We start from the raw sequence: 20,695 nt of genomic DNA on the forward strand, positions 1-20,695 counted from the left end.
AACCAAACCCGAAGGGGCGAGCAGCTTCTCGACTACATCGACGCGAAAGTCATTGACCATCTTGCGGACGTTACAGTTACAACATAATGTGTCCACAATGTCCATGGCCTCGAGGAGACCTGATGCCCGCGAAAAAGAAGATCCCCACCTCACGGGCGGCGCGCAGCGCGATGCTCGGGCGAGTCGTCGCCGGGCAGGCCGCGCGCCAGGTGGGGACGAAGATCGCCACGGCGGGCCGCAGCGCCGAATACAGGAGCGCCACCCTGCAGAAACGACAGGCCGAGGCGGCCAAGGCGCTGGTGACCGGGCTCGGGACCATGCGGGGCGCGGCCATGAAGATCGGCCAGATGATGTCGATGTTCGATATCGGTCTGTGGCCGGAGGAGATGCGGGAGGACATGCAGAGGGCCATGGCCACGCTGCAGAATTCCGCACCGCCCGTGGCGTTCGACAAGATGACCCGGGTCATCGAGAACGATCTGGGCCGCGGAGTGGATGCGGTCTTCGCTGACTTCGACACCACCCCCATCGCCGCCGCGTCGATCGGGCAGGTGTATCGCGCCGTACTGCGCGAGAGCGGCGCGCAGGTCGCCGTCAAAGTGCAATATCCGGGCGTGGACAAGGCGGTGCGGTCCGACCTGCGGAATCTGTCGCTGGTCTTCAAAGCGGCGAAAGTGCTTGTGCCCAACATGGATTGGGCGGCGTTGACCGAGGAGATCCGGGATCGCATCGAGGAGGAGCTGGACTACGAGCTCGAGGCCCGAAACCAGCACCTGGCCGCCCGGCTCTACCTCGATCACCCGTTCATCGTCATCCCCGACGTGTTCACCGAGCTGTCCGGACAACGGGTGCTGGTCACCGAATTCATCGAGGGCGACCGGTTCGAGCAGGTCAAAGGGAGACCGGTCGGCGAGGTCGACCGCATCGCCGAAATCGTGTTCCGCTTCTACTTCGGCGGACTGTTCACCCATCGTCAGTTCTCCCCGGACCCACATCCGGGCAACTTCCTCGTCACCGCCTACGGCCGCGTCGCGTTCCTCGACTTCGGTCTGTACAAGCGTTTGGACAGAACGGCTTTCGAGGAACAGCGCGCCCTGATGCGCGGCATCGTCGAAGGCACCCCCGACTCGGTGTATCAGGCGTTCGTCACCGCGGGCATCGCCGCGACCGACGCGGTTCCACCGCAGCAGGCGTTCGACTTCGCGCAGCGGCTGTTCTGGTGGGCACAGCATCGAGGGCCGCTGACCATAGAACAGGATGCCGTCAACGCGATGATGGCCGGGATGATCGATCCGACGGCGTCCCAGTTCACCTTCTCGCGCAAGCAATCCGCGGATTCGACCACGGTGCTGGCGGCCCGCATGATGGGCATGGTCGTGGCCGCCCTGGGCCAGCTCGAGGCCACCGGCGACTGGAACGCCATCCTGCGCGAAATGCTCTTCGACGAGGCCCCTGCCACCGACCTCGGCACTCTGGACGCCGAGTTCCGCAGCCTCCGCGGCCCGGCGGCAATCATCCGACCCGACCGCACCGGAGCCCACCGTGAATCCCATTGACCTGCTTCAAGAAGCCACACTCAAGGCCGCCAACGCCGTGCTCGACAACCCGGTCGGAACCGAAGCCCTGCACCGCGCGGACGATGCCCGGCAGGCCATGCAACAGCTTCAGGACACGATCCTGGGCCTGCTCGACCTGCCGACCGCGACCGAGCTGTCCGCCGTGCACACTCTGGTCCGATCACTCAATCAGCGGTTCGCGCACCTCGAGGACCAGCTCGCCGAACTCGGCGATCAGATCGTGATGCTCTCGCGCCTGACGTCGCGGATCGCCGAAACCATACGGATCGAGGAACCGCCTTCGCGCACAAGCTCTCTCACCGTCTGAGCCGCCATGGCTAATCGCCGACCGGCGGGCCGGTCGATCCAGGCGAGTTCAGGACTCCGAACCCGAGTGATTCGCCGGGCAGGCCGCTGAGCATTTCCAGCAAGCTCATGCCCGCCGAGAAGAGCAGGTTGGTGCAGGTCTCGATGAATTCCTCGCGGCTGAGATCGAGCTTGCCGGTGAGCCAGTTGGTGACCATGTCGGCGGAGCCGCCTACAACGAAGACGATGGCTGCCCGCGCTTGGGCCGCTTCGTACCGCTGGGATCCGAAGACCAGCTCGACGTACTGGCCGGTGAGGTCGGCGACCTTGCCGGTCAAGGCTTCGCGGTGGCGCAGCAGCATCTCCTTACCCTGCTGGTCATCGGCCCGCAGGTCGGCGAGCATCCGTGCGAATACCGGCTCGCCGGTCAGCTCGTCGAGGGAGCCCTCTATGACGATCCGCAAACGTTCCCGTGGGTCGTCCGATCCAGCGGCGGTCACCCGCGCGTAGATCGCGGCGGCGCCTTCGGTGGCTATCTGATCGGCGACGTCGTCCAGGAACGCATCGAGGTTGGCGAAGTTCTCGTAGAAGTACCGGTCGATCAAGCCCGCGTGGGCACAGAGGCTGGTGATGGAGATCTTGGCAAGGCCTTCACCGGCGAGCAGCTCCCGTCCGGCGGCGATGAACCTCGCACGGCCTGCCGTTCTTCGGCGCTCATGCCGCCGTACCGGCGGGATGTGGTCATGGCCCACATCCTGACACACCCCCATCTGAAGAAAGATCCATCAGATTGATAGTTGTCCAGTGCCGCAACGGACCAGACTCCACTCGGTACTCCCGGTTTCTACCGACCCGACATCCAGCACGGACCGTTCTCAACGAGGAGAAGGATCCATGTCCAGTGACTCATCGCCGAGGCCCCCGGCCACCACGCGTGCCAACGGTGCGGGCGCCCCCGAGCGTCCCGACCACGAGGTGGTCGTGATCGGCGCCGGGCCGGGCGGGATCTGCGCCGGCATCTTTCTGCGGCGCGCGGGGATCGAGGACTTCGCGATCCTCGATCGGGCAGACGACATCGGCGGAAGCTGGCGGGACAACGACTACCCCGGGGTCGCGGTCGACTCGTCGGCCCTGGCGTACCAGTACTCGTTCGCACGCAACGCCGAGTGGACGCGCACATTCCCGCGCGGCGCGGAGGTGAAGGCGTACTTCGACGAGATGGTCGACCGCTTCGGGCTGCGCCCGCATCTCCGCCTGCGGACCGAGGTGGTCCGCGAGGTCTGGGACGACGAGAACCATCTGTGGCGGCTGCGCCTGCCCGACTGCCAGACGATCAGCGCGCGGTTCGTAATCTCCGCGGTGGGGGCGTTTCTCAACCCCAAGCGCGATCCCGGGATCGCCGGGATCGCCGACTTCAAAGGCAAGCTGTTGCGGCCAGTGGGGTGGGATCACAGCTACGACCTCCGCGGCAAGCGCGTCGCAGTGGTCGGCACCGGGTCGAGTTCGATCCAGATCGTGCCCACGATCGCGCCCGAGGTCGAGCGCCTCGACGTCTACCAGCGCACCCCGGCGTGGTGCGTCCCGATTCCGGACACCACGATCCCCGTCGCGGTGCGGCGGCTGATGCGGATCCCGGGCGTGACGGCAGGCGTGTTCGGCGGCGTGATCGTGGCTACGGAGGCGCTGATGGCGGTGATGACATATACCCCGCCGACGGTCGCCAAGACGGGGCTGGCGGCGGCCGACTGGGCCATGAAGCGGGGCTACCGCGGCTATTTGGCGACGCAGGTCCGTGACCCGCAGACGCGGCGTGAGCTGCTGCCCGACTACGGCATCTGGGCCAAGCGTGCAACGGCATCGAGCAAATTTCTGAAGACGTTCAACCGCAACAACACTCACCTGATCACGACGCCGATCGAACGGATCACGGCGAGCGGCGTTCGCACGGTCGACGGGGTCGAGCGCGAGGTGGACGCGCTCGTGCTGGCGACCGGCTTCGAGGTCTTCTCCGAGCCGGAAAGCTGGCGGGACGCGGTCGTCGGCCGCGACGGGCTCGACCTCGCGGACTATTACACGAACGAGGGGATGCAGGCGTACGAAAGCGTCAGCATCCCCGGGCTGCCGAACCGCTGGATGGCGTGCGGGCCGTACTCGTGGACGTTCCCCGGCTGGCCCGAGCAGATCGAGATCACGACCCGCCACGCCGTCCGGGCGATCGCCGCGGCGCGCGAACGCGGCGCCACGACCGTGGAAGTGCGGCCCGAGGCCAACGCCGCCTACCACGCGAGCGTCATGAAGCGCGGCCGCAACCTCGCGCACTGGATCGTCGAGCGCAATCCCGGGCTGCACAGCTACTACATCAACGCACAGGGCGAGAGCCCGTACATCCGGCCGTCGACGACACTGCAGGCGCGCTGGGCAAGTCGCCATTTCCCGCTCGACGACTACCGATTCACGACTTGGCGGCCGTCTGCGCGGCGCAATGGCTCCCGGCCGACGCGCCGGGCCAAGGCGGTCGCACAGGCGGCGGGGAGGAACTCATGAGGCTGCGCAGCCGTGTCCTGACAGGCGACCGCCTCGTCGTCGTATCGGGTGCCGGGAGCGGGATCGGGCGTGCCGTCGCCCGACGGTTCGCCCGCGCGGGCGACCGGGTCGTAGTGACCGACATCGACCGCGAGAGCGCGAAGGAGACCGGCGCGCTGATCCACCGCGACGGTGGGGTGGCGATCGTCGAGCGACTCGACGTGACGAAGCCGGCCGAGTGGGAGCGGCTCGCGCGGCTGCTCGCCACCAAGCACGGCGGGGCAGACATCGTGGTCAACAATGCCGGGCTCGTGGTTGTCGGCTCGTTCCTCGAACACTCCGTCGCCGACTGGCAGCGCACGATCGACGTGAACCTGTACGGGGTCGTGCACGGCAGCCGGGTGTTCGCGCAGCAGATGGTGGATCACGGGCGCGGCGGGCAGATCGTGAACGTGGCCTCCCTTGCGGCGTGGGCCCCCAATATCGACGGTGCCGCCTATTCGGTCTCCAAGACGGGCGTGCTGATGCTGAGCGAGTCGATGCGAATCGACCTGCGGCGCCACGGGATCGGCGTATCGGCGATCTGTCCGGGCGCGACTCGTACCGGCCTCTCGCGCCACGCCACCAGCGCTGCGCTCAGCTCCGACGCGAGCGCCGCCTCCCTCGAGCGGATGGGCGGGCTCCAGGAGCGGTTCGCGTTCGCGAGCCCCGATCTGGTCGCCCGCGCGATCGAGTTGGCCGTCCGGTTCGACCTCGCGGTCGTGCCGGTGAGCGCCGAGTCCTTGGCGTTCTACGCCCTGCACCGGCTGTCGCCGGGGCTCGTGCGCGAGATCTCCGCGCGAGTGGCGAATCCCGATCTTGTTCGCGGGGCGTTCGAGATGCTCGAGCGGCTGTTCCCGGGCGCCTCGGCGAGAGGCGATCGAAACGGTGCGGCCGCGGGTGCCGAGACCGCGGTGCGTCCGACATGAGTCAGGTGACCAGCGGCACGGTGACCGTGGACGGCCAGCGCGTGCGATACGACGAGTACGGTTCGGGCGAGCGCGTCGTGGTGCTGCTGCACGCGCTGCTGATGTCGCGAGCGATGCAGGCCCCACTCGCGCGGCAACTCGCCGCACGCGGCTTCCGCGTCCTCTGCCTCGACCTGCTCGGTGAGCCCGAACCCGTTGCGGCGTAAGAGGTTTGGCGCTACACGAGCGACAAGCTCGGCGAACAAGTCCTCGGCGCGCTCGACGAGCTCGGCGTGCGGCGTGCGGTGTTCGGCGGGACCTCGATCGGCGCGAACATCTCGCTGGAGTGCGCGAGCAGAGCGCCGGAGCGGGTGGTCGGCCTCGTCTGCGAGGGACCGTTCCTCGAGGACTCCCAGGTGGAGATGTCGCTGCTCTGGTCCCCGGCCTTCGGGCTGTTCACCTTCGGGGGTCACGCGCTCCGGGCGATCGGCCTGGCCGCTCGCCTGCTTCCCGCGCGGGACGGCAGCCTGATCGGCCTCGGGCGCGATGTGCTCACCCGCGACCCGCACGGCTCGGTGGCGTTCCTCCAGGGCATTCACTTCGGTCGAGTCGGGCCGCCGCGCGACGAGCGACGGCGAGTCACCGCACCGGCGCTTGTCATCGGCGTGCACCCGATCGACCGGGTGCACAGCCTCTCCGATGCTCGGCGTCTGGTCGAGGAGCTGCCGGCGGCCGAGCTCGTGCGCACCGCGTCCCTCGCCGACCTGCGTTGGCGTCCAAGGCGGCTCGCCGAGCGGATCGCGATATTCGCGGGCGACTGCTGGGTGCTGGTCAGCGACCCGGCCGCCGGTCACAAGGGAGCGCCCGCATGAGACACGACATGTCCCCAGACACAACTCCGGCAGGAGGACCCATGCCAACCGCGACACACACACCGCCGAGACGACCGGCTGTCCGGCGCGGACCCGCGCCCGTGCCCGCGGGCCAGTCGACGACCGCTGACGGTCAGCCCGACTACGGCTACTTCGGCCCGTCCTCGGTGGTGTGGCAGGTCCTGCTCGGGCCGCAGTTGGTGCCCCTGTGGGAGGCGGTCACCGGCGTGCTCGAGGCCCCGCATCCGTCGGTGCAAAGCGTCGAAGTCGACCACGACCCTGTGGTCCTCGCGGCCCGGCAGAAGACCGGCGGCCCGGGGTTGCTCCTCGAGCGGGCGCGACGCACCGCCCGGCCCGTGATCCAGATCGTCGCCGGGGACACCGCCACGGCCGACTGGGCGGCACGGCGACTGCGGGCCATCCATGCGCGGATGACCGGTCACGTCGTCGACAGCGGCGAACCCTACGACGCCCAATCGCCGGCGATGGTGATCTTCGCGCATGTCACGATCTGGCATGCCGCGCTGCGGATCTACGAGACGCACACCTTCCGCGGAGGGCGCCGGCGACGGCTGTCCGCCACCGAGCGCGACCGCTACTGGGCCGAGTTGGTCACCTTCGGCGAGCTGATGGGGGCACCCCGGGAGATGGTGCCCGATTCGGTCGCCGCCGTCGCGCGCTACTACGACAGCATCCGAGACGAGTACCGCTTCACGCCCGAAATCTTCCGGGCCGCAATGGATCTCCTGCAGGCGGTGCTGCGGCCGACGTCGTGGCAGGAGGCTCGGCTGATGCCCTGGGCCGTGGTGGTGGCCGCGGGCGCGGTCCCCACCACGCCCGCGGCCCTCCCCCGCCCGCTGCGCAGGGTCTACCGCATCCCGCGGGCAGCCGACCCGGTCATCGACGCGATCGGCTCGGCCGGGTCCCTCGCGCTGGCAGCGCTGTCGATCCGGTCGATCGGCGACCGCTACACCCGGCAATTCATCGACGACGAAACGCTCGGGCTGATCCGCAACATGAGGACGCTCGTGGCCGACACGGCCACGGCGGAGAGCGCATGAAACCGGTGCCCGGCAAACCCGCGCAGCTGCGCCTACGAAGCCTACGAAGAGGAGACGACGCGATGTTCGACCATCGTCCCAATCCCGAACAAGCGAAGTACAACGCCCTGATGCCCGGGTTCATCGAACGATGCCGGGAACGGGAGCAGCGATACGTCGAGGCCGGGTTCCCGGCCGACGGTCTGACGGACTTCTTCCTGCAGTGGTTCACGGCCTGGGAACAGCGCTCGACCGTGCTGCTGCGGGAGTGCCTGACCGACGATCTGATGTACACCGACCCGACCATCGGGTCTGTCGACTGGCAGGCCACTCAGACCGAGTACGATCTGTACGCCTTGGCGTTCCGGCTGATCCCCGATCTCGGGTTCTACCCGCAGGACGACACGCTGCGCGCGCTGCCGTACTTCGACTTCGGCGACGACGTCGTTCGAATCACGATCCCGTGGCGCGCGATCGGCCGCCCGCGTTTCTCGCCGCGCGCGTTGAATATCGTCGGGGTGGACCGCTACATCATGCGCCGCGAGGACGGCGTGTGGCGGATCGCGCGGATCGACACCGACTTCGACATGCTCACCGCGATCGGCCGGGCGCTGCCGATTCCCCTGCACCTGCCGTCCCAGGCGGCGTTCCAGCGCGCGTTCGGCGCGGTTCAGCGGCTGCTGCCCGGGCTGCGTTCGGCGACCGTCTACCCCAGACCGCAGGTCGGCGCCGGAGCAAGCGCGGGGCGACATGGCGCGAAAGCCGGTGTCGCATGAGCCAATTCACGCACGCGGAGGCGGGCCAGCTGCCTGCGACGCCAGCCAGCGCAGCAACCCGCCATGAAGGTGATCGGCCCATTTCGGCTGAGCCGGTCCCAGCGCGACTCGATCGCGGTCGGCGCAGCCTGGTGGGGGCGCTGGCCAAGGACCCGCTCTGGCCCACCCGTCACCCGGTCGGCTTCGCCGCACGCGCGCTCGATGGCCGCGGTCGCCCGGGGCCGCTGCCACCGGGTCCGGTGGGCCTGCCCGGCGTCGGGGTGTGGCCGTTGTACACCCGGGACCCGTACGAGTACCTGCGCCACTGCGCGCGGCGCTACGGCGACGTGTTCCGGGTGCCGCTACCGGGATTCGACTTCGTCGTCTTCAACCATCCCGACTACGTCGCGCACATTCTCGGCGACGCCGAGACTCGCTACAGCATGGTCGGGCCGTTCGAGCGGCTGATCCGTACCGTCGGGGCCTCTACGCCGATGATGGACGGACCCGACTTTCGTGCGCGCCGCAAGACGCTGAATCCGATGTTCGGGCATCGGCATCTGGCCCGGATCGCCGACACGATCAGCGCGGAATTCGCTGCGCGCGTGGCAGATTGGGAGCAGTGGGCCGACACGGGCCGGGTGGTCGACCTGCAGCACGAGATCGCCCGTGTCACGCTGCCCGGGTTCCTGCGGGCCATGTTCTCGGCATCGATCACCGAACAGGAGATCGCCGAGCTGGACGTCGACATGCGCATCGGGATGCGCTTCGCCGGGGCGTCGATGACCCTGACCCGCCCGCCCAACCTGGTGCCGCTCCCGGGCGTCGACAGCGTGCCGGGCGCGGTCCTGCGCGCGTGGCGAACCGTCGGCCGCCTGATCTCCGACCGCCGGGCCAACCCCACCGGGGACAACGACCTGCTGGACATGATGCTCGAGGCGCGCTACGCGGACGGCACCCCGATCAGCACCCGCGACCTGAAGATGGAGTTGCTCACCCTGATCGGCGGCGGCTACGAGACCGTGGTCGCCTCGTTGTCGTGGACTCTCGCGCTGCTGTGCGAGAACCCGGAAGCGGCCGAGGCGCTCTACGCCGAGGTCGACGGGCTCGACGGCGCGGCGCCGACCTTCGCGGACCTGAATCGATTGACCTGGGCGAAGGCCTGTTTCGACGAGGGGCAGCGACTCCAGGGCGCCCCGCTCAACATGCGGTTCGCGCTCGAGGACGACGAGATCGGCGGGTACCCGATCCCCCAGTGGACCCTCCTCGGCATCCCGCAGTACGTGCTGCACCGCGACGAGCGTTGGTGGCCCGATCCAGACCGTTACGACCCGACCCGCTTCACCGACGAGGACGTCGTCAAGGCCCGACCGAATCTCGCGTTCATCCCGTTCGGCACCGGCAGGCACCGCTGCGTCGGCTCGGCGATGGGGTACATGAACGCGCAGTTCCTGCTGGCGCTGATCTTCCAGCGCTACCGCCTGCACACACCGGCGGGGTGGCATCCGCGCCACAGCTTCGGGCTGTCGACCACGGTCAAGGGTGGGCTGCCCGTCACAGTCACCCGCATCGGGACGGCGACGAAGAGCGCCCCATGACCGCACGCGCGATGAGCATCCGCGTCTCGATCGACCAGGAGGTCTGCCAGGCCGCAGGCTACTGCGTCCGGACCGCCCCCGGCGTTTTCGAGTTCGACGCGGACGGAGTAGCCGCCGTGAAGGCCGGCAAGCGGACGGGTTGCGGCCCCATGGACGTGCCGGAGGAGAGCGTCGGCCTCGTCCGCGCCGCTGTGAACGAATGCCCTTCTGGCGCAATCACTGTCAGCGAGGAGTGAACCATGCCTGCAAGACCCGATCGGAGCGGGATCGCCATGACAACGAAAACGGATGCCGGGACGAGCCCGCTGCCACCGGCCGCCGCACCCAGCCCACGCGGTTGGACGGAATCGATCGCGAACGATCGAGACGCGGACCTGCACGCTCCGCACCGCGCCTTGTTCGATGAATGGCTGCCGAAGGTGCGGGCCCAGGAGCAGATGTATGTCACGGCAGGCTTCCCCGCCGATGGCATCACGGACTTCCTGGTCAGGTGGTTCGACGCGTGGTTCGAGCGTTCGACGGAGGCCCTGCGCGACTGCTTCACCGACAGCTTGGTATACGCCGATCCGACGATCGGAAGCCGCGACTGGTACGCCGGACAGCCCGAATTCGACATCTACGCTTTGGGATTCAAGCTCACGACCGGTCCCGTCGGCTTCTACCCGCAGGATCTCACCCCGCGCTCGTTGCCGTACTGGGACTTTCTCGACGGAGACGTCCGGCTCACGCTGCCGTACCGGGGCCTCGGGCGAGTTCGGTTCGGCCTCCGGCCCATCGAGACCGTCGGTGTGGATCGCTACCACCTGGTGCGTGATCCCGAGCGGGGCTGGCTGATCGCGCGCATCGATACCGACGGCGATCTGCTGTTCCTCCCCACCCAGTTGCTGCCGATTCCGCTCCATCCTCCGTCGCAACGTGTGGCGCGTGCGGCGCTCAGCGCGGCACAGCGAGTCCTGCCTTTCTTGCGCTCGACGCGGGTACGGCCGATGGCCGATCGCTCGATCTAGGAGAGCGCAATGGTGAAACATCGCCCCAGTCCCCAGCATTCGGAGTTCAACGCGCTGATGCCGGGGTTCATCGAGCGTTGCCGGGCGCGGGAAGAGATGTACGTCGAGGCCGGGTTCCCGGCCGAGGGGCTGACGGACTTCCTGGTGCGGTGGTGCGCGGCGTGGGCGCAGCACTCGACGGCGCTGCTGCGGGAGTGCCTGACCGACGATCTGGTGTACACGGACGTGACCACCGGGTCGGTCGAGTGGGCCGCGAGCCAACACGAATACGACTTGTTCGCGTTGCTGTTCCGGCTCGCCCCCGATGTCACGCAATACCCGCAGGACGACACCCTGCGGGCGCTGCCCTACTTCGACTTCTTCGACGATACCGTCCGAATCACGGCCCCCTGGCGCGTGATCGGCCGACCGCGCTGGTGGCCACGGGGATTCAACTTCGTCTTCGTGGACCGCTACCTCATGCGCCGCGAAGACGGCGTGTGGCGGATCGCGCGGATAGACACCGACTTCGACATGCTCACGACATTCGGCCAGCTGCTGCCGATACCCCTGCGCATGCCGTCCCAAGCCACCGTCCAGCGCGTGTTCGGCGCGGCGCGGCATCTGCTGCCGACGCTGCGCTCGCCCGCCGTGTATCCCAGACCGCAGGTCGGCGCCCGATGAATATGACCACACCCCATGCGGTTCGCCTCGAGCGAGGTCCGAAGACTCTGCTGTCCCCGCTGGCAAGGGACCCGTGGTGGCCGACCAGGCACCCGGTCGGGTTCGCCGCACGCGCGCTCGTCGGCCGCGGCCGCCCCCGGCCGCTGCCGCCCGGCCCCGTCGGTGTGCCCGCGGTCGGCGTGTGGCCGTGGCACTCACGGCAGCCGCACCAGTACCTCCAGCACTGTGCGCGACGCTACGGCGACGTGTTCCGGCTGCCGCTGCCGCTCGTGGATGTCGTGTTCCTCAGCCATCCCGACCACGCGGCACACGTCTTGAACGACCGGGCGGGTTACGGCGTCGCCGGGCCCTTCGAGCCGATCGTGCGCCGGACGGTCGGGGTATCTGTGGTCTGGGCGGAGGGCGAGCACAGTCAGCGTCGCGCGATGCTCATGCTGATGTTCGGCCGACGCCATCTCGCGCGGATCGCCGACACGATCGTCGACGAGTTCGCCGGGCGGATCGACAGCTGGGAGCGATGGGCCGATACCGGTGCGGTCGTCGACCTGCAGCCAGAGCTCGCCAAGGTCATCTTGCCGGCGTTCCTGCGGTCGATGTTCTCGGCGACGATTACCGACGAGCAGATCGCGGAGATCGATGCCGACATCCAGATCTTGACGCGCTTGACCGCGATCACGACCCTGGCGTACCCGCCGCCGAATCTGGTACCGCTACCCGGAATCCCCAGTGTCCCAGCCGCGTTCGTGCGCCTGCGCCGAACGATCGGTCGCCTGATCGCGCACCGCCGGGCCAACCCGATCGAGGGCTCCGACCTGCTGGACGCACTGCTGGGTGCCCACTACTCCGATGGCAGCCCGCTCAGCTCGCGCGATCTGAAGGTGGAGCTCATAGCCCTGATCATCGCCGGCTACGACACCTTGGTGGCCTCCCTGTCGTGGACGCTCGGGCTGCTGTCCCAGCACGCCGATCCCGCCGAGACGCTCTACGGGGAGATCGACGAGTTGGGCGGTGCGCGACCGACGTTCGCCGACCTCGCCCACCTGGCCTGGGCGAAGGCATGCTTCGACGAGGGTCAGCGCCTTCAGGGAAACCAACTGTTCCAGCCGCGGCTCGCCCTCGAGGACAACGAGATCGGCGGCTATTCGATCCCGAGGTCGACTGTTCTCGGGATTCCCGTGCACACGATCCACCGCGACCCACGCTGGTGGCCGGATCCGGATCGCTACGACCCGACCCGCTTCACCGACCAGCGGCTCATCGAGGCCCGCCCGAAGCTCGCCTTCCAGCCGTTCGGTGCCGGTCCGCACCGTTGCATCGGTTCCGAGATGGCGTACATGAACGCCCAGTTCCTGCTCGCTCTGATCTTCCAGCGCTACCGCCTGCACACGCCGCGCGGGTGGGTCCCCCGCCAGCACTCCGCAACGCTGATCACGGGCCTCGAGGGCGGGCTGCCCGTCACCATCACCCGCTCCGGAACGGCGAGGAAGTCGCGATGAGAGCTGCAGGCAACCAGACCATCGAACACCGAGGAGATATGAGATGAGCTATTTCGCAACTGCCGATGAGGTTTACGAGTATGTCGGGGGTGTGTTCCGGCTGGCCAACGACACCCCCGGGGTTGGGGAGAAACTGCGGGCGGCCGACATGGTGCTGCGGCTGAACTACCGGGGTCCGGACGCAACGATCACGGTGGTGATGAAACAGCCAGCGGTGCAGGTGATCACCGGGCCCACGGACGTGAAGCCGGACGTGGTCATGGCCTTGTCATCGGACAACGCCGACAAGTACTGGCGGGGTGAGTACAACGTGGCGGTCGGGCTGGCCAAGGGCGAGGTCAAGGCGAAGGGTCCGGTTACCAAGATCCTGAAGCTGATCCCGGTGACCAAGCCACTGTTCCCGATGTACAAGGAGCTGGTCGCCACGAAGGACGCCGCACGATGACCGAGTCCGTTCCGCACTACCGGATGTACGTGGGCGGCGAGTGGGTCGACACCGCAGGCAGATTCGAGGTGGTCAACCCCGCCACCGGTGAGCTGGTCGCGACCGCGGCCAGGGGCACGGTCGCCGATGCCGACAGTGCGGTGGCCGCGGCACTGGCCGCACACCGTGACGGCGAGTGGCGCAATACGCCGCCGGACAAGCGGGCCGAGATACTCACCCGCATCGTCGAGGGCCTCAACGAGAAGATGGACCATCTCGTCGATCTGCAGGTTGCGGAGAACGGGGTGACGGTACGGCAGGCCATCGCCTTCCATGTCGGCTACTCGATCTCGCACCTGCAGTACTTCGCCGACCTGGCGCGCACCTACGAGTTCGAGCGCTCCGGCCCACTGCTGACCTACCCCACGGCCGCGGCCGGACTGGTGCGCCGCGAGCCCATCGGGGTCGTGGCCGGGATCGTACCGTGGAATTTCCCACTGCTGCTGGCGGTCTGGAAGCTGGGCCCGGCGCTGGCGGCCGGAAACTGCGTGGTCATGAAGACCGATGAGAAGACCCCGGCCACATTGCTGGAGCTGGCGCGGGTGGCCGACGAGGTCGGCCTGCCGCCCGGTGCGCTGAATGTCATCACCGGCGTCGGCGAAGAGGTGGGCGCCCGGCTGGCGGCCCATCCCGACGTCCGCAAGATCGCGTTCACCGGCTCGACCGCGGTGGGCCGGACCATCGGCGCGCTCGCGGCCGAGAACGTGAAGAAGGTGACCCTCGAGCTCGGCGGCAAGGGCCCGAACATCCTGCTCGAGGACGCCGATCTCGACCAGGCGATCGACGCCGCGCTGTTCGCCTGCTGCCTCTACCAGGGGCAGGCCTGCGAGTCGGGCACCCGGCTGATCGTGCCGGACAGCCGCTACGACGAGGTGGTGAACCGGCTCGCAGACCGGGCCGCGGCCATCCGGGTCGGCGACCCGACCGATTTCGACACCGACATGGGACCGATCATCTCCGCCGAGCAGAAGAAGCGCATCGACCACTACATCGAACTCGGCGTCGAGCAGGGCGCCCAGGTGGTCTTCGGCGGTCGGCCTCTGGAGGGCGAACCGTTCGACCGCGGCCACTGGGTCGGGCCCACCATTCTGGCCGACGTCCACAACGAGATGACCGTCGCGCGGGAGGAGGTCTTCGGCCCGGTGCTGTGCGTGCTGAGGTACTCCGGGCTCGACGAGGCCGTCGCGATCGCGAACGACACCGAGTACGGCCTGTCGGCGGGGGTGTGGACGCAGGACATCGAGACCGGGCTGGAGGTCGCCAAGCGGCTCGAGGCCGGAACCGTGTGGATCAACGACTGGCACATGGTCAACGTGGCCTATCCGTTCGGTGGCTACAAGCAGAGCGGCATCGGCCGCGAGCTCGGGCCGCGCGCACTCGATGAGTACACCGAAGAGAAGTTCATCCACATCGACCTGGCTCGCGGCATCGAGAACAAGGTCTACGACATGGTCGTTCCCCGAGACGAGGACCAGCGATGACGGCTGCACCCGACACGAAAACACCTGCGGCCGCGGAGTTGCTGAGCGATTTCGTCGAGCACTGGGCGGAGGCGAAGCCCAACGAGGTCGCGATCGTCTTCGGCGACCAACGATGGACCTGGGCGCAGTGGGCGCGACGAATCAGAGGTGTCGCGGCGGTGCTCGCTGCCGTCGGCATGCGGCGCGGTGCCCGGATCGGATTCCTCGATATGAACCACCCGGCCTGCCTGGAGGTGACCTTCGCCGCGGCCTCGCTCGGCGTGGCCACCGTCGTCGTGAACTGGCGCTTGGCGACCGACGAGCTCAGGCACGTCCTGTGCGACAGCGGTATTCGCCTGCTGTTCGCGGGCGCGGACCTGCTGCCCACAGCCGCGCCCGCCGTCGACGCGGCACCGTGCGTGGAACGGGTCATTGTGGTCGGCGGCGACCGCGACGAATACGAGGCGCTTCTCGCCGCCGACCCCATCGGATCACCGGTCGGCGCGAGCGCCCAGGAAACCGATACCGGCCTGATCATGTACAGCTCGGGCACGACCGGCCGACCCAAGGGCGTCGTGCTCAGTCAGAAGGCGCTGGTCGCTCACACGGCCAACCTCGCCCCCGAACTCCCATTCACCGACAGCGACCAGAATCTGGTCTGTATGCCGCTGTTCCATGTCGGCGGCATTTGTTATGCGTTCCACGGCATTCGGGCGGGCGTGCCCACCATCATGACCCGCCAGCCCGACGCCGCATCGCTGATCGCCGGCCTCACCGGAGGTGCGACCCACTGCTTCCTCGTCCCGCCGGTCATCGCCGGGCTCCTCGCCGCCGGGACCGTCGGGGTCGATGCGGTGTCGAAGTTGACCTATCTGGCTTACGGCGCCGCGCCCATGCCGTTACCGCTGCTGCGGCAGGCACTCTCGGCGCTGCCGGAAGTCAACTTCGTCCAGGTATACGGGCAGACCGAACTCGCCGGGGGGATCTCCACCCTGGCCCCGGCCGATCACCGCGACCCCGACCGGCCGCAGTTGCTGCTGTCCGCCGGAAAGCCGATGCGCGGCACGGAGGTTCGCGTCGTGAATCTCGCCACCGGGACCGACGTGCCCGCTGGAACGCAAGGCGAACTGTGGTTCCGCACCGAACAGGCCATGACCGGATACCTCGACAACCCGGAGGCCACCGCCGAAACCATCACCCCGGACGGATGGCTTCGGACCGGCGACATCGGCCGCCTCGACCTGTCGGGCCACCTCTACATCGAAGACCGGATCAAGGACATGGTGATCACCGGCGGGGAGAACGTGTACGGCCCGGAAGTCGAACGCGTCCTACTGCAGCACCCCGCTATCACCGACGCCGCCGTCATCGGCGTGCCCGACGATCACTGGGGCGAGTCCGTCAAGGCCATCGTCGTCGCCAACACCACCGTCGCCCCCGACGCCATCATCGCGTACTGCCGCGACCATCTCGCCGGATACAAATGCCCCCGCACCGTCGACTTCCGGGAAGCGCTGCCCCGCAACGCCAGCGGCAAGATCCTCAAACTCGAACTGCGAAAGCCCCACTGGGAGAACCGCCAACGCCGGCTCTGACCCGGCATCTGCTGGGGAGAACCGCTGCTGCACGAAGGAGTGCATCTGATGAACGACGCTACGGCCCGCACCTCAGCGCGCGGGGACATGAGCCGGAGTTCAACAGCGACCCGCGCCGCGAGTCCCGTCGCAGGTTCGCGTCGCCACCGCGACGCGGGTGCGGCGGTCGTACCGTTCGCGCCCGGGTCGGTGATGTGGGAGCTGGGCGGGGATCTGCGCGTCCTCCTGCTCTTCACTCCGGCGGCTTTCGCCCTGCAGGGGGTGCACCCGGTGGTCGGCAAAGCGCTCGCGGACCACTCGACAGTGTGGACCAACCCGTACGGCCGAGCGTGGCGGTCGGTCGCGGCCACCCAGCGCTGGGTGTACGGCGGCCAGCAGGCCTACGACGAGGCCCGACTGCTGCGGGACCTACACAAGAACATCGGCGGCACCGGCTACAACGGCCAGCGTTACCACGCGTTGAACGCGGAACCGTACGCGTGGGTGTGGGCGACCTCTGTGCCCGTATTCATCCAAGCCCTGCGCGCGTTCTGGGCTGAGCCGGTCACCGACGAGCTGGAGGAACGCCTCTACGCGGAGCTCGAGAACCTCGGTCGGATGCTCGGCGTGCAGGAGCGGATGATCCCGCCCACGCTGTCGGAGTTCGACACCTACTACAACGACATGCTCGACCAGCTGGCGGCGGGCCACCCGGCTGCGCACGACTTGCTCGCCTTGTGGTCCTCTCCCCCAGGGCCGCCGCTGGTACCGGACCGGCTGTGGTGGCCGTTGGGCCGACTGGCCGGACGCGGGATCATGTTCCTCACGGCCGCTTTCGGTCCCGAGGTTCTCCGTGACCTGGTGGCCGAGCACGCGGGCTACGACTGGACCGAGCGACGGCAACGCCGAGCCGATCGACTGCTCGAGACAGTACAGAGGGTCAGCCCCTTCCTTCCGGAGGCGACCCGGTACCTGCCCCACGTCTACGCGATCCGCGTCGCGGCCAGGAACCGACCCATCGGAACCTACGCGGACTGACGGCTCTGGACCTGCGAGTCCGACTTCGCGAATCCGAATATCCCTCTTTGCCATGGAATTTCGGGCGCGCTGACGCCTGCCCGAAATCTCCGCACGAAAGATTCCGACAATGGGCTTCAAAACAGGCGACTTTCCGCCGGTAGACCTGGACATATTTCTCGATGAACCGCTCATGGAACGCACGAAGGCCCTCGCCCTGCATTGGGTCGAATACGGTTTCGGCACACCGAAGATGATCCATACCATCTATGTGCTCAAGGTGCTGTTTCTCTACATTCTGGCCGGCACCGCGTTGATCACCTGGACCTCCGGTGTGGGCCCGTTCTGGGATATCGCGCACTGGTGGAATCAGCCGATCGTCTACCAGAAGCTCGTGCTGTGGACGGTCCTGCTCGAGGCGCTGGGCGTGGCCGGGTCCTGGGGTCCGCTCGCCGGGAAGTTCAAACCCATGACCGGCGGCATCGTCTTCTATGCCCGGCCGGGCACGATTCGGCTGCGGCCGTGGAAGCGGGTGCCGTTCACCGACGGCGACCACCGCACCATCGTCGACGTCGCACTGTATCTCGCGTTCCTGGCGAGTCTGCTGGTACCGATCCTGCTGCCCGGCGTCGCGACCGATTCGCTGTCGGAGGCATTGCCGGACAACACTTCCGGAGTGGTGCGGCCCGTCCTGCTGATCGCGCTGTATGTGCTGTGCGGGCTGCGGGACAAGACGATCTTCCTGACCGCCCGCGGTGAGCAGTACCTGCCCGCGCTGGTGTTCTTCGCGGTGCTGCCGTTCACCGACATGATCATCGCCGCGAAGCTGCTGATCTGTGTGGTGTGGCTGGGCGCGGCCGTGTCGAAGTTCGGCCTGCATTTCACCAACGTCATCCCCCCGATGGTCTCCAACAGCCCGGCCGTTCCGGCGAAGTGGTTCAAGCGGCTGCACTACCGCGACTTCCCCCGTGACATCCGCCCGTCGCGACTGTCGAGTATCATTGCGCACGTGGGTGGTTCGACTGTCGAGATCACCGGGCCGATGATCCTGCTGTTCTCCGGCGATCGTCGACTGACCCTGGTCGGCGTGGCGCTGATGGTCCTGCTGCATGCCGTCATCACCCTGATGTTCCCGCTCGCGGTACCGCTGGAATGGAACATCCTCTTCGGTTACCTGGTGGTCTTCCTGTTCCTGGGCTTCCCGAACTGGGCCGGTCACGGTCTCGGTGACATGTCCTCGCCGTGGTTGACCGCAGCCATTGTCGTTGCCCTGCTGTTCTTCCCGATTCTGGGCAACCTGCGCCCCGATCTGGTGTCGTTCCTGCCGTCGATGCGCCAGTACGCCGGTAACTGGGCCTCCGCGTTATGGGCATTCGCGCCCGGCGCGGAGGAGAAGCTGAATTCGCTGCCCCACCGCCCGACCCGAAACCAGGTGGACCAATTGCAGGCCATGGGTTATCCGCCGACCGTCGCCGAGATCACCATGCAACAGACGATCGCGTTTCGATCGCTGCACAGCCAGGGCCGCGGCCTGTTCTCGTTGCTGCTGAAGAACATTCCCGATATCGATTCCTGGACTGTCCGTGAGGCCGAGTTCGGATGCAACTCGCTCATCGGGTTCAACTTCGGCGACGGCCACCTGCACAACCACGGTCTGATCGAAGCCGTGCAGTCCCGCGTCGGATTCGCGCCGGGCGAGTGGATGGTGTTCTGGGTCGAATCGCAGCCGATCCATCGCCGCACCCAGGAATATCAGATCATCGACGCCGCACTCGGTGTCATAGAGCGCGGCACGTGGAAGGTCCGCGACGCGGTGCAAGCCCACCCGTGGCTGCCCGACGGCCCCATCCCGACCAAGGTCACGTGGCGGCGCGAGGAAGCGTTCCAGGACATCCGATGAGTACCGCGATCGTCGTCGGCGCAGGTCCGAACGGGTTGGCCGCCGCCATAGCCCTGGCCCGGGCGGGCGTACGGGTCACCGTGCTGGAAGCCGCCGACGAGATCGGCGGCGGCACCCGCTCGAGCGAGGCGATCGTGCCCGGACTGCTGCACGACCACTGCTCGGCCATCCACCCCATGGCCGTCGGATCACCGTTCCTGCGCGATCTCGACCTTCGGCGCTACGGACTGCGCTGGGCGTGGCCGGAGATCGACTGCGCCCACCCGCTCGACAACGGCACCGCCGGAATCCTGCACCGCTCGGTCACCGATACCGCCAATGGCCTCGGCCCTGACGGCCGGGTCTGGCAACTGCTGTTCGACAGCGCCGCAACACATTTCGACCAGCTCGGCGAGGATGTCATGGGCCCCCTGCTACGGATCCCGCGCCATCCGATTCGCCTGGCGCGCTTCGGCATTCCCGCACTGGCCCCGGCTTCCATACTGGCGCGGGCCTTCACGACCGAGCAGGCCCGGGCATTGTTCGGCGGTGTCGCGGCCCACGCCTTCCACCCCCTGCACCGGCCGTTGAGCGCCAGCATCGGCCTGGGCATCCTCGCCGCCGGGCACCGCTACGGCTGGGCCGTCGCCCGCGGCGGCTCCCGGCGTATTACCGACGCCCTTGCCGCTGCGCTCGCCGACCCTGGCGGAAAAATCGAGACCGGAGTCCCTGTGCGATCATTCGCCGACCTGCCACCGGCCGACGTGACCCTGTGGGATCTGTCTCCCACCGCCGTCGCCGACATCCTCGGCGACCGGCTCCCGCCACGAATCACCAAGGCATACCATAGGTTCCGCTTCGGACCGGGCGGGTTCAAGGTTGACTTCGCCGTCGAGAGCGGCATCCCATGGACCATCCACGCCGCACGCCGTGCCGGAACCGTGCACCTCGGCGGCACCTTCGCCGAAATCGCCGCCACCGAACGCGATATCCACGCCGGGCGCATGCCCGACCGCCCGTTCGTCCTCGTCGGCCAGCAGTACCTCGCCGACCCGCAACGCTCCGTCGGCGACATCCACCCCATCTGGTCCTACGCGCATGTCCCCCACGGCTATACCGGCGACGCCACCTAAGCGATCACCACCCAAATCGAACGCTTCGCCCCCGGCTTCCGCGACCGCGTCATCGGCACCGCGATCTGCACCGCCCCCGGCTTCGCCGACTACAACCCCAACTACGTCGGCGGCAACATCATGACCGGCGCCAAGGACATCCCCCAACTCGTCTTCGGCCCACGAAAAACCCTGCACCCCTACGATATTGGCCTCCCCGGCCACTACCTCTGCTCCGCCGCCACCCCACCCGGACCCGGCGCCCACGGAATGTGCGGCGCCAACGCCGCCGCCCGCGCCCTGCGTTACCTCGCCGAAGACGACTTCGGCACAACGTCGTAGCAACTGGCGCCGCCGAGGGAGAGCGTCCTACTATCGCTGGGCTGACAGCCAGCGAGCTATCTCA

The 20,695-nt window shown here is 67.9% G+C and carries 19 protein-coding genes and 1 pseudogene; 19 read left to right on the forward strand and 1 reads right to left on the reverse strand.

Annotated elements, in window-relative coordinates:
- Positions 1 to 122: 122 nt before the first annotated feature.
- Together NC4_RS19685 and NC4_RS19690 are read left to right on the forward strand one after the other, a co-directional pair.
- The gene (locus NC4_RS19685) at positions 123 to 1,556 is read left to right on the forward strand and encodes an ABC1 kinase family protein (protein WP_067540443.1); all 1,434 of its coding nucleotides are present in this window, start codon (positions 123 to 125) and stop codon (positions 1,554 to 1,556) included.
- Entirely contained in the window at positions 1,543 to 1,884 is a 342-nt protein-coding gene (locus NC4_RS19690; RefSeq protein WP_067540446.1) for a hypothetical protein, read from the forward strand. The genes NC4_RS19685 and NC4_RS19690 overlap by 14 nt, the downstream gene beginning before the upstream one ends.
- 10 nt (positions 1,885 to 1,894) lie before the next feature.
- Here the strand turns inward: NC4_RS19690 and NC4_RS19695 are convergent, their stop codons facing one another.
- The gene (locus NC4_RS19695) at positions 1,895 to 2,632 is read right to left on the reverse strand and encodes a TetR/AcrR family transcriptional regulator (protein ID WP_067540449.1); all 738 of its coding nucleotides are present in this window, start codon (positions 2,630 to 2,632) and stop codon (positions 1,895 to 1,897) included.
- A gap of 124 nt (positions 2,633 to 2,756) precedes the next feature.
- Here NC4_RS19695 and NC4_RS19700 point away from each other — a divergent pair, with 124 nt between their 5' ends.
- From NC4_RS19700 to NC4_RS19775, 17 genes and pseudogenes are all read left to right on the forward strand, one after another.
- Positions 2,757 to 4,406: a flavin-containing monooxygenase gene (locus NC4_RS19700; RefSeq protein WP_084529417.1), complete on the forward strand. Its 1,650-nt coding sequence runs from the start codon at positions 2,757 to 2,759 to the stop codon at positions 4,404 to 4,406.
- The gene (locus NC4_RS19705) at positions 4,403 to 5,353 is read left to right on the forward strand and encodes an SDR family NAD(P)-dependent oxidoreductase (RefSeq protein ID WP_084529519.1); all 951 of its coding nucleotides are present in this window, start codon (positions 4,403 to 4,405) and stop codon (positions 5,351 to 5,353) included. Before NC4_RS19700 ends, NC4_RS19705 begins: the two co-directional genes overlap by 4 nt.
- A complete protein-coding gene (locus tag NC4_RS39170) occupies positions 5,350 to 5,559 on the forward strand; it encodes an alpha/beta fold hydrolase (protein ID WP_084529419.1) in 210 nt (69 codons plus the stop codon). Before NC4_RS19705 ends, NC4_RS39170 begins: the two co-directional genes overlap by 4 nt.
- Positions 5,560 to 5,625: 66 nt before the next feature.
- The gene (locus tag NC4_RS19710; protein ID WP_157554916.1) at positions 5,626 to 6,204 is read left to right on the forward strand and encodes an alpha/beta fold hydrolase; all 579 of its coding nucleotides are present in this window, start codon (positions 5,626 to 5,628) and stop codon (positions 6,202 to 6,204) included.
- A 101-nt stretch (positions 6,205 to 6,305) separates the two neighbouring features.
- A complete protein-coding gene (locus NC4_RS19715) occupies positions 6,306 to 7,265 on the forward strand; it encodes an oxygenase MpaB family protein (RefSeq protein ID WP_169814833.1) in 960 nt (319 codons plus the stop codon).
- A 62-nt stretch (positions 7,266 to 7,327) separates the two neighbouring features.
- Positions 7,328 to 8,020, forward strand: a complete 693-nt coding sequence (locus NC4_RS19720) for a hypothetical protein (protein ID WP_067540461.1) — start codon at positions 7,328 to 7,330, stop codon at positions 8,018 to 8,020.
- Positions 8,021 to 8,151: 131 nt separating this feature from the next.
- Complete coding sequence (locus NC4_RS19725) at positions 8,152 to 9,597, forward strand: cytochrome P450 (protein ID WP_439957538.1); 1,446 nt, start codon at positions 8,152 to 8,154, stop codon at positions 9,595 to 9,597.
- Complete coding sequence (locus tag NC4_RS19730) at positions 9,594 to 9,833, forward strand: ferredoxin (protein ID WP_218021230.1); 240 nt, start codon at positions 9,594 to 9,596, stop codon at positions 9,831 to 9,833. Before NC4_RS19725 ends, NC4_RS19730 begins: the two co-directional genes overlap by 4 nt.
- A 3-nt stretch (positions 9,834 to 9,836) precedes the next feature.
- Positions 9,837 to 10,604 (forward strand): hypothetical protein, encoded by a 768-nt coding sequence (locus NC4_RS19735; RefSeq protein WP_157554918.1) that lies wholly within the window; start codon positions 9,837 to 9,839, stop codon positions 10,602 to 10,604.
- 9 nt (positions 10,605 to 10,613) lie between these two features.
- Entirely contained in the window at positions 10,614 to 11,267 is a 654-nt protein-coding gene (locus NC4_RS19740) for a hypothetical protein (protein WP_067540467.1), read from the forward strand.
- A gap of 2 nt (positions 11,268 to 11,269) precedes the next feature.
- Positions 11,270 to 12,763 carry a cytochrome P450 gene (locus NC4_RS19745; RefSeq protein ID WP_084529523.1) on the forward strand — a complete coding sequence of 498 codons (1,494 nt, stop codon included), beginning with the start codon at positions 11,270 to 11,272 and terminating at the stop codon, positions 12,761 to 12,763.
- Between the two features lie 43 nt (positions 12,764 to 12,806).
- Positions 12,807 to 13,208 (forward strand): SCP2 sterol-binding domain-containing protein, encoded by a 402-nt coding sequence (locus tag NC4_RS19750; protein ID WP_067540470.1) that lies wholly within the window; start codon positions 12,807 to 12,809, stop codon positions 13,206 to 13,208.
- Positions 13,205 to 14,728, forward strand: coding sequence for an aldehyde dehydrogenase family protein (locus NC4_RS19755; RefSeq protein ID WP_067540473.1), 1,524 nt, complete (start codon positions 13,205 to 13,207; stop codon positions 14,726 to 14,728). Before NC4_RS19750 ends, NC4_RS19755 begins: the two co-directional genes overlap by 4 nt.
- On the forward strand, positions 14,725 to 16,302 hold the full coding sequence (locus NC4_RS19760; protein WP_067540476.1) for an AMP-binding protein: 1,578 nt from the start codon (positions 14,725 to 14,727) through the stop codon (positions 16,300 to 16,302). Before NC4_RS19755 ends, NC4_RS19760 begins: the two co-directional genes overlap by 4 nt.
- A gap of 48 nt (positions 16,303 to 16,350) precedes the next feature.
- Positions 16,351 to 17,319, forward strand: coding sequence for an oxygenase MpaB family protein (locus NC4_RS19765; RefSeq protein WP_157554920.1), 969 nt, complete (start codon positions 16,351 to 16,353; stop codon positions 17,317 to 17,319).
- Between the two features lie 109 nt (positions 17,320 to 17,428).
- The gene (locus NC4_RS19770; RefSeq protein ID WP_067540482.1) at positions 17,429 to 19,198 is read left to right on the forward strand and encodes a DUF3556 domain-containing protein; all 1,770 of its coding nucleotides are present in this window, start codon (positions 17,429 to 17,431) and stop codon (positions 19,196 to 19,198) included.
- Positions 19,195 to 20,631 (forward strand): annotated as a pseudogene (locus NC4_RS19775) (phytoene desaturase family protein). Before NC4_RS19770 ends, NC4_RS19775 begins: the two are co-directional and overlap by 4 nt.
- Positions 20,632 to 20,695: the final 64 nt, after the last annotated feature.

Origin of the sequence: Nocardia crassostreae, assembly GCF_001613405.1 — a bacterium.
Lineage (GTDB): Bacteria > Actinomycetota > Actinomycetes > Mycobacteriales > Mycobacteriaceae > Nocardia > Nocardia crassostreae.

Coding starts and splice junctions, on each gene's coding strand:
- NC4_RS19685 (WP_067540443.1), top strand. CDS start 123: ATGCCCGCGAAAAAGAAGATCCCCACCTCACGGGCGGCGCGCAGCGCG.
- NC4_RS19695 (WP_067540449.1), bottom strand. CDS start 2,632: ATGGGGGTGTGTCAGGATGTGGGCCATGACCACATCCCGCCGGTACGG.
- NC4_RS19700 (WP_084529417.1), top strand. CDS start 2,757: ATGTCCAGTGACTCATCGCCGAGGCCCCCGGCCACCACGCGTGCCAAC.
- NC4_RS19705 (WP_084529519.1), top strand. CDS start 4,403: ATGAGGCTGCGCAGCCGTGTCCTGACAGGCGACCGCCTCGTCGTCGTA.
- NC4_RS39170 (WP_084529419.1), top strand. CDS start 5,350: ATGAGTCAGGTGACCAGCGGCACGGTGACCGTGGACGGCCAGCGCGTG.
- NC4_RS19720 (WP_067540461.1), top strand. CDS start 7,328: ATGTTCGACCATCGTCCCAATCCCGAACAAGCGAAGTACAACGCCCTG.
- NC4_RS19730 (WP_218021230.1), top strand. CDS start 9,594: ATGACCGCACGCGCGATGAGCATCCGCGTCTCGATCGACCAGGAGGTC.
- NC4_RS19735 (WP_157554918.1), top strand. CDS start 9,837: ATGCCTGCAAGACCCGATCGGAGCGGGATCGCCATGACAACGAAAACG.
- NC4_RS19740 (WP_067540467.1), top strand. CDS start 10,614: ATGGTGAAACATCGCCCCAGTCCCCAGCATTCGGAGTTCAACGCGCTG.
- NC4_RS19745 (WP_084529523.1), top strand. CDS start 11,270: ATGACCACACCCCATGCGGTTCGCCTCGAGCGAGGTCCGAAGACTCTG.
- NC4_RS19750 (WP_067540470.1), top strand. CDS start 12,807: ATGAGCTATTTCGCAACTGCCGATGAGGTTTACGAGTATGTCGGGGGT.
- NC4_RS19755 (WP_067540473.1), top strand. CDS start 13,205: ATGACCGAGTCCGTTCCGCACTACCGGATGTACGTGGGCGGCGAGTGG.
- NC4_RS19760 (WP_067540476.1), top strand. CDS start 14,725: ATGACGGCTGCACCCGACACGAAAACACCTGCGGCCGCGGAGTTGCTG.
- NC4_RS19765 (WP_157554920.1), top strand. CDS start 16,351: ATGAACGACGCTACGGCCCGCACCTCAGCGCGCGGGGACATGAGCCGG.
- NC4_RS19770 (WP_067540482.1), top strand. CDS start 17,429: ATGGGCTTCAAAACAGGCGACTTTCCGCCGGTAGACCTGGACATATTT.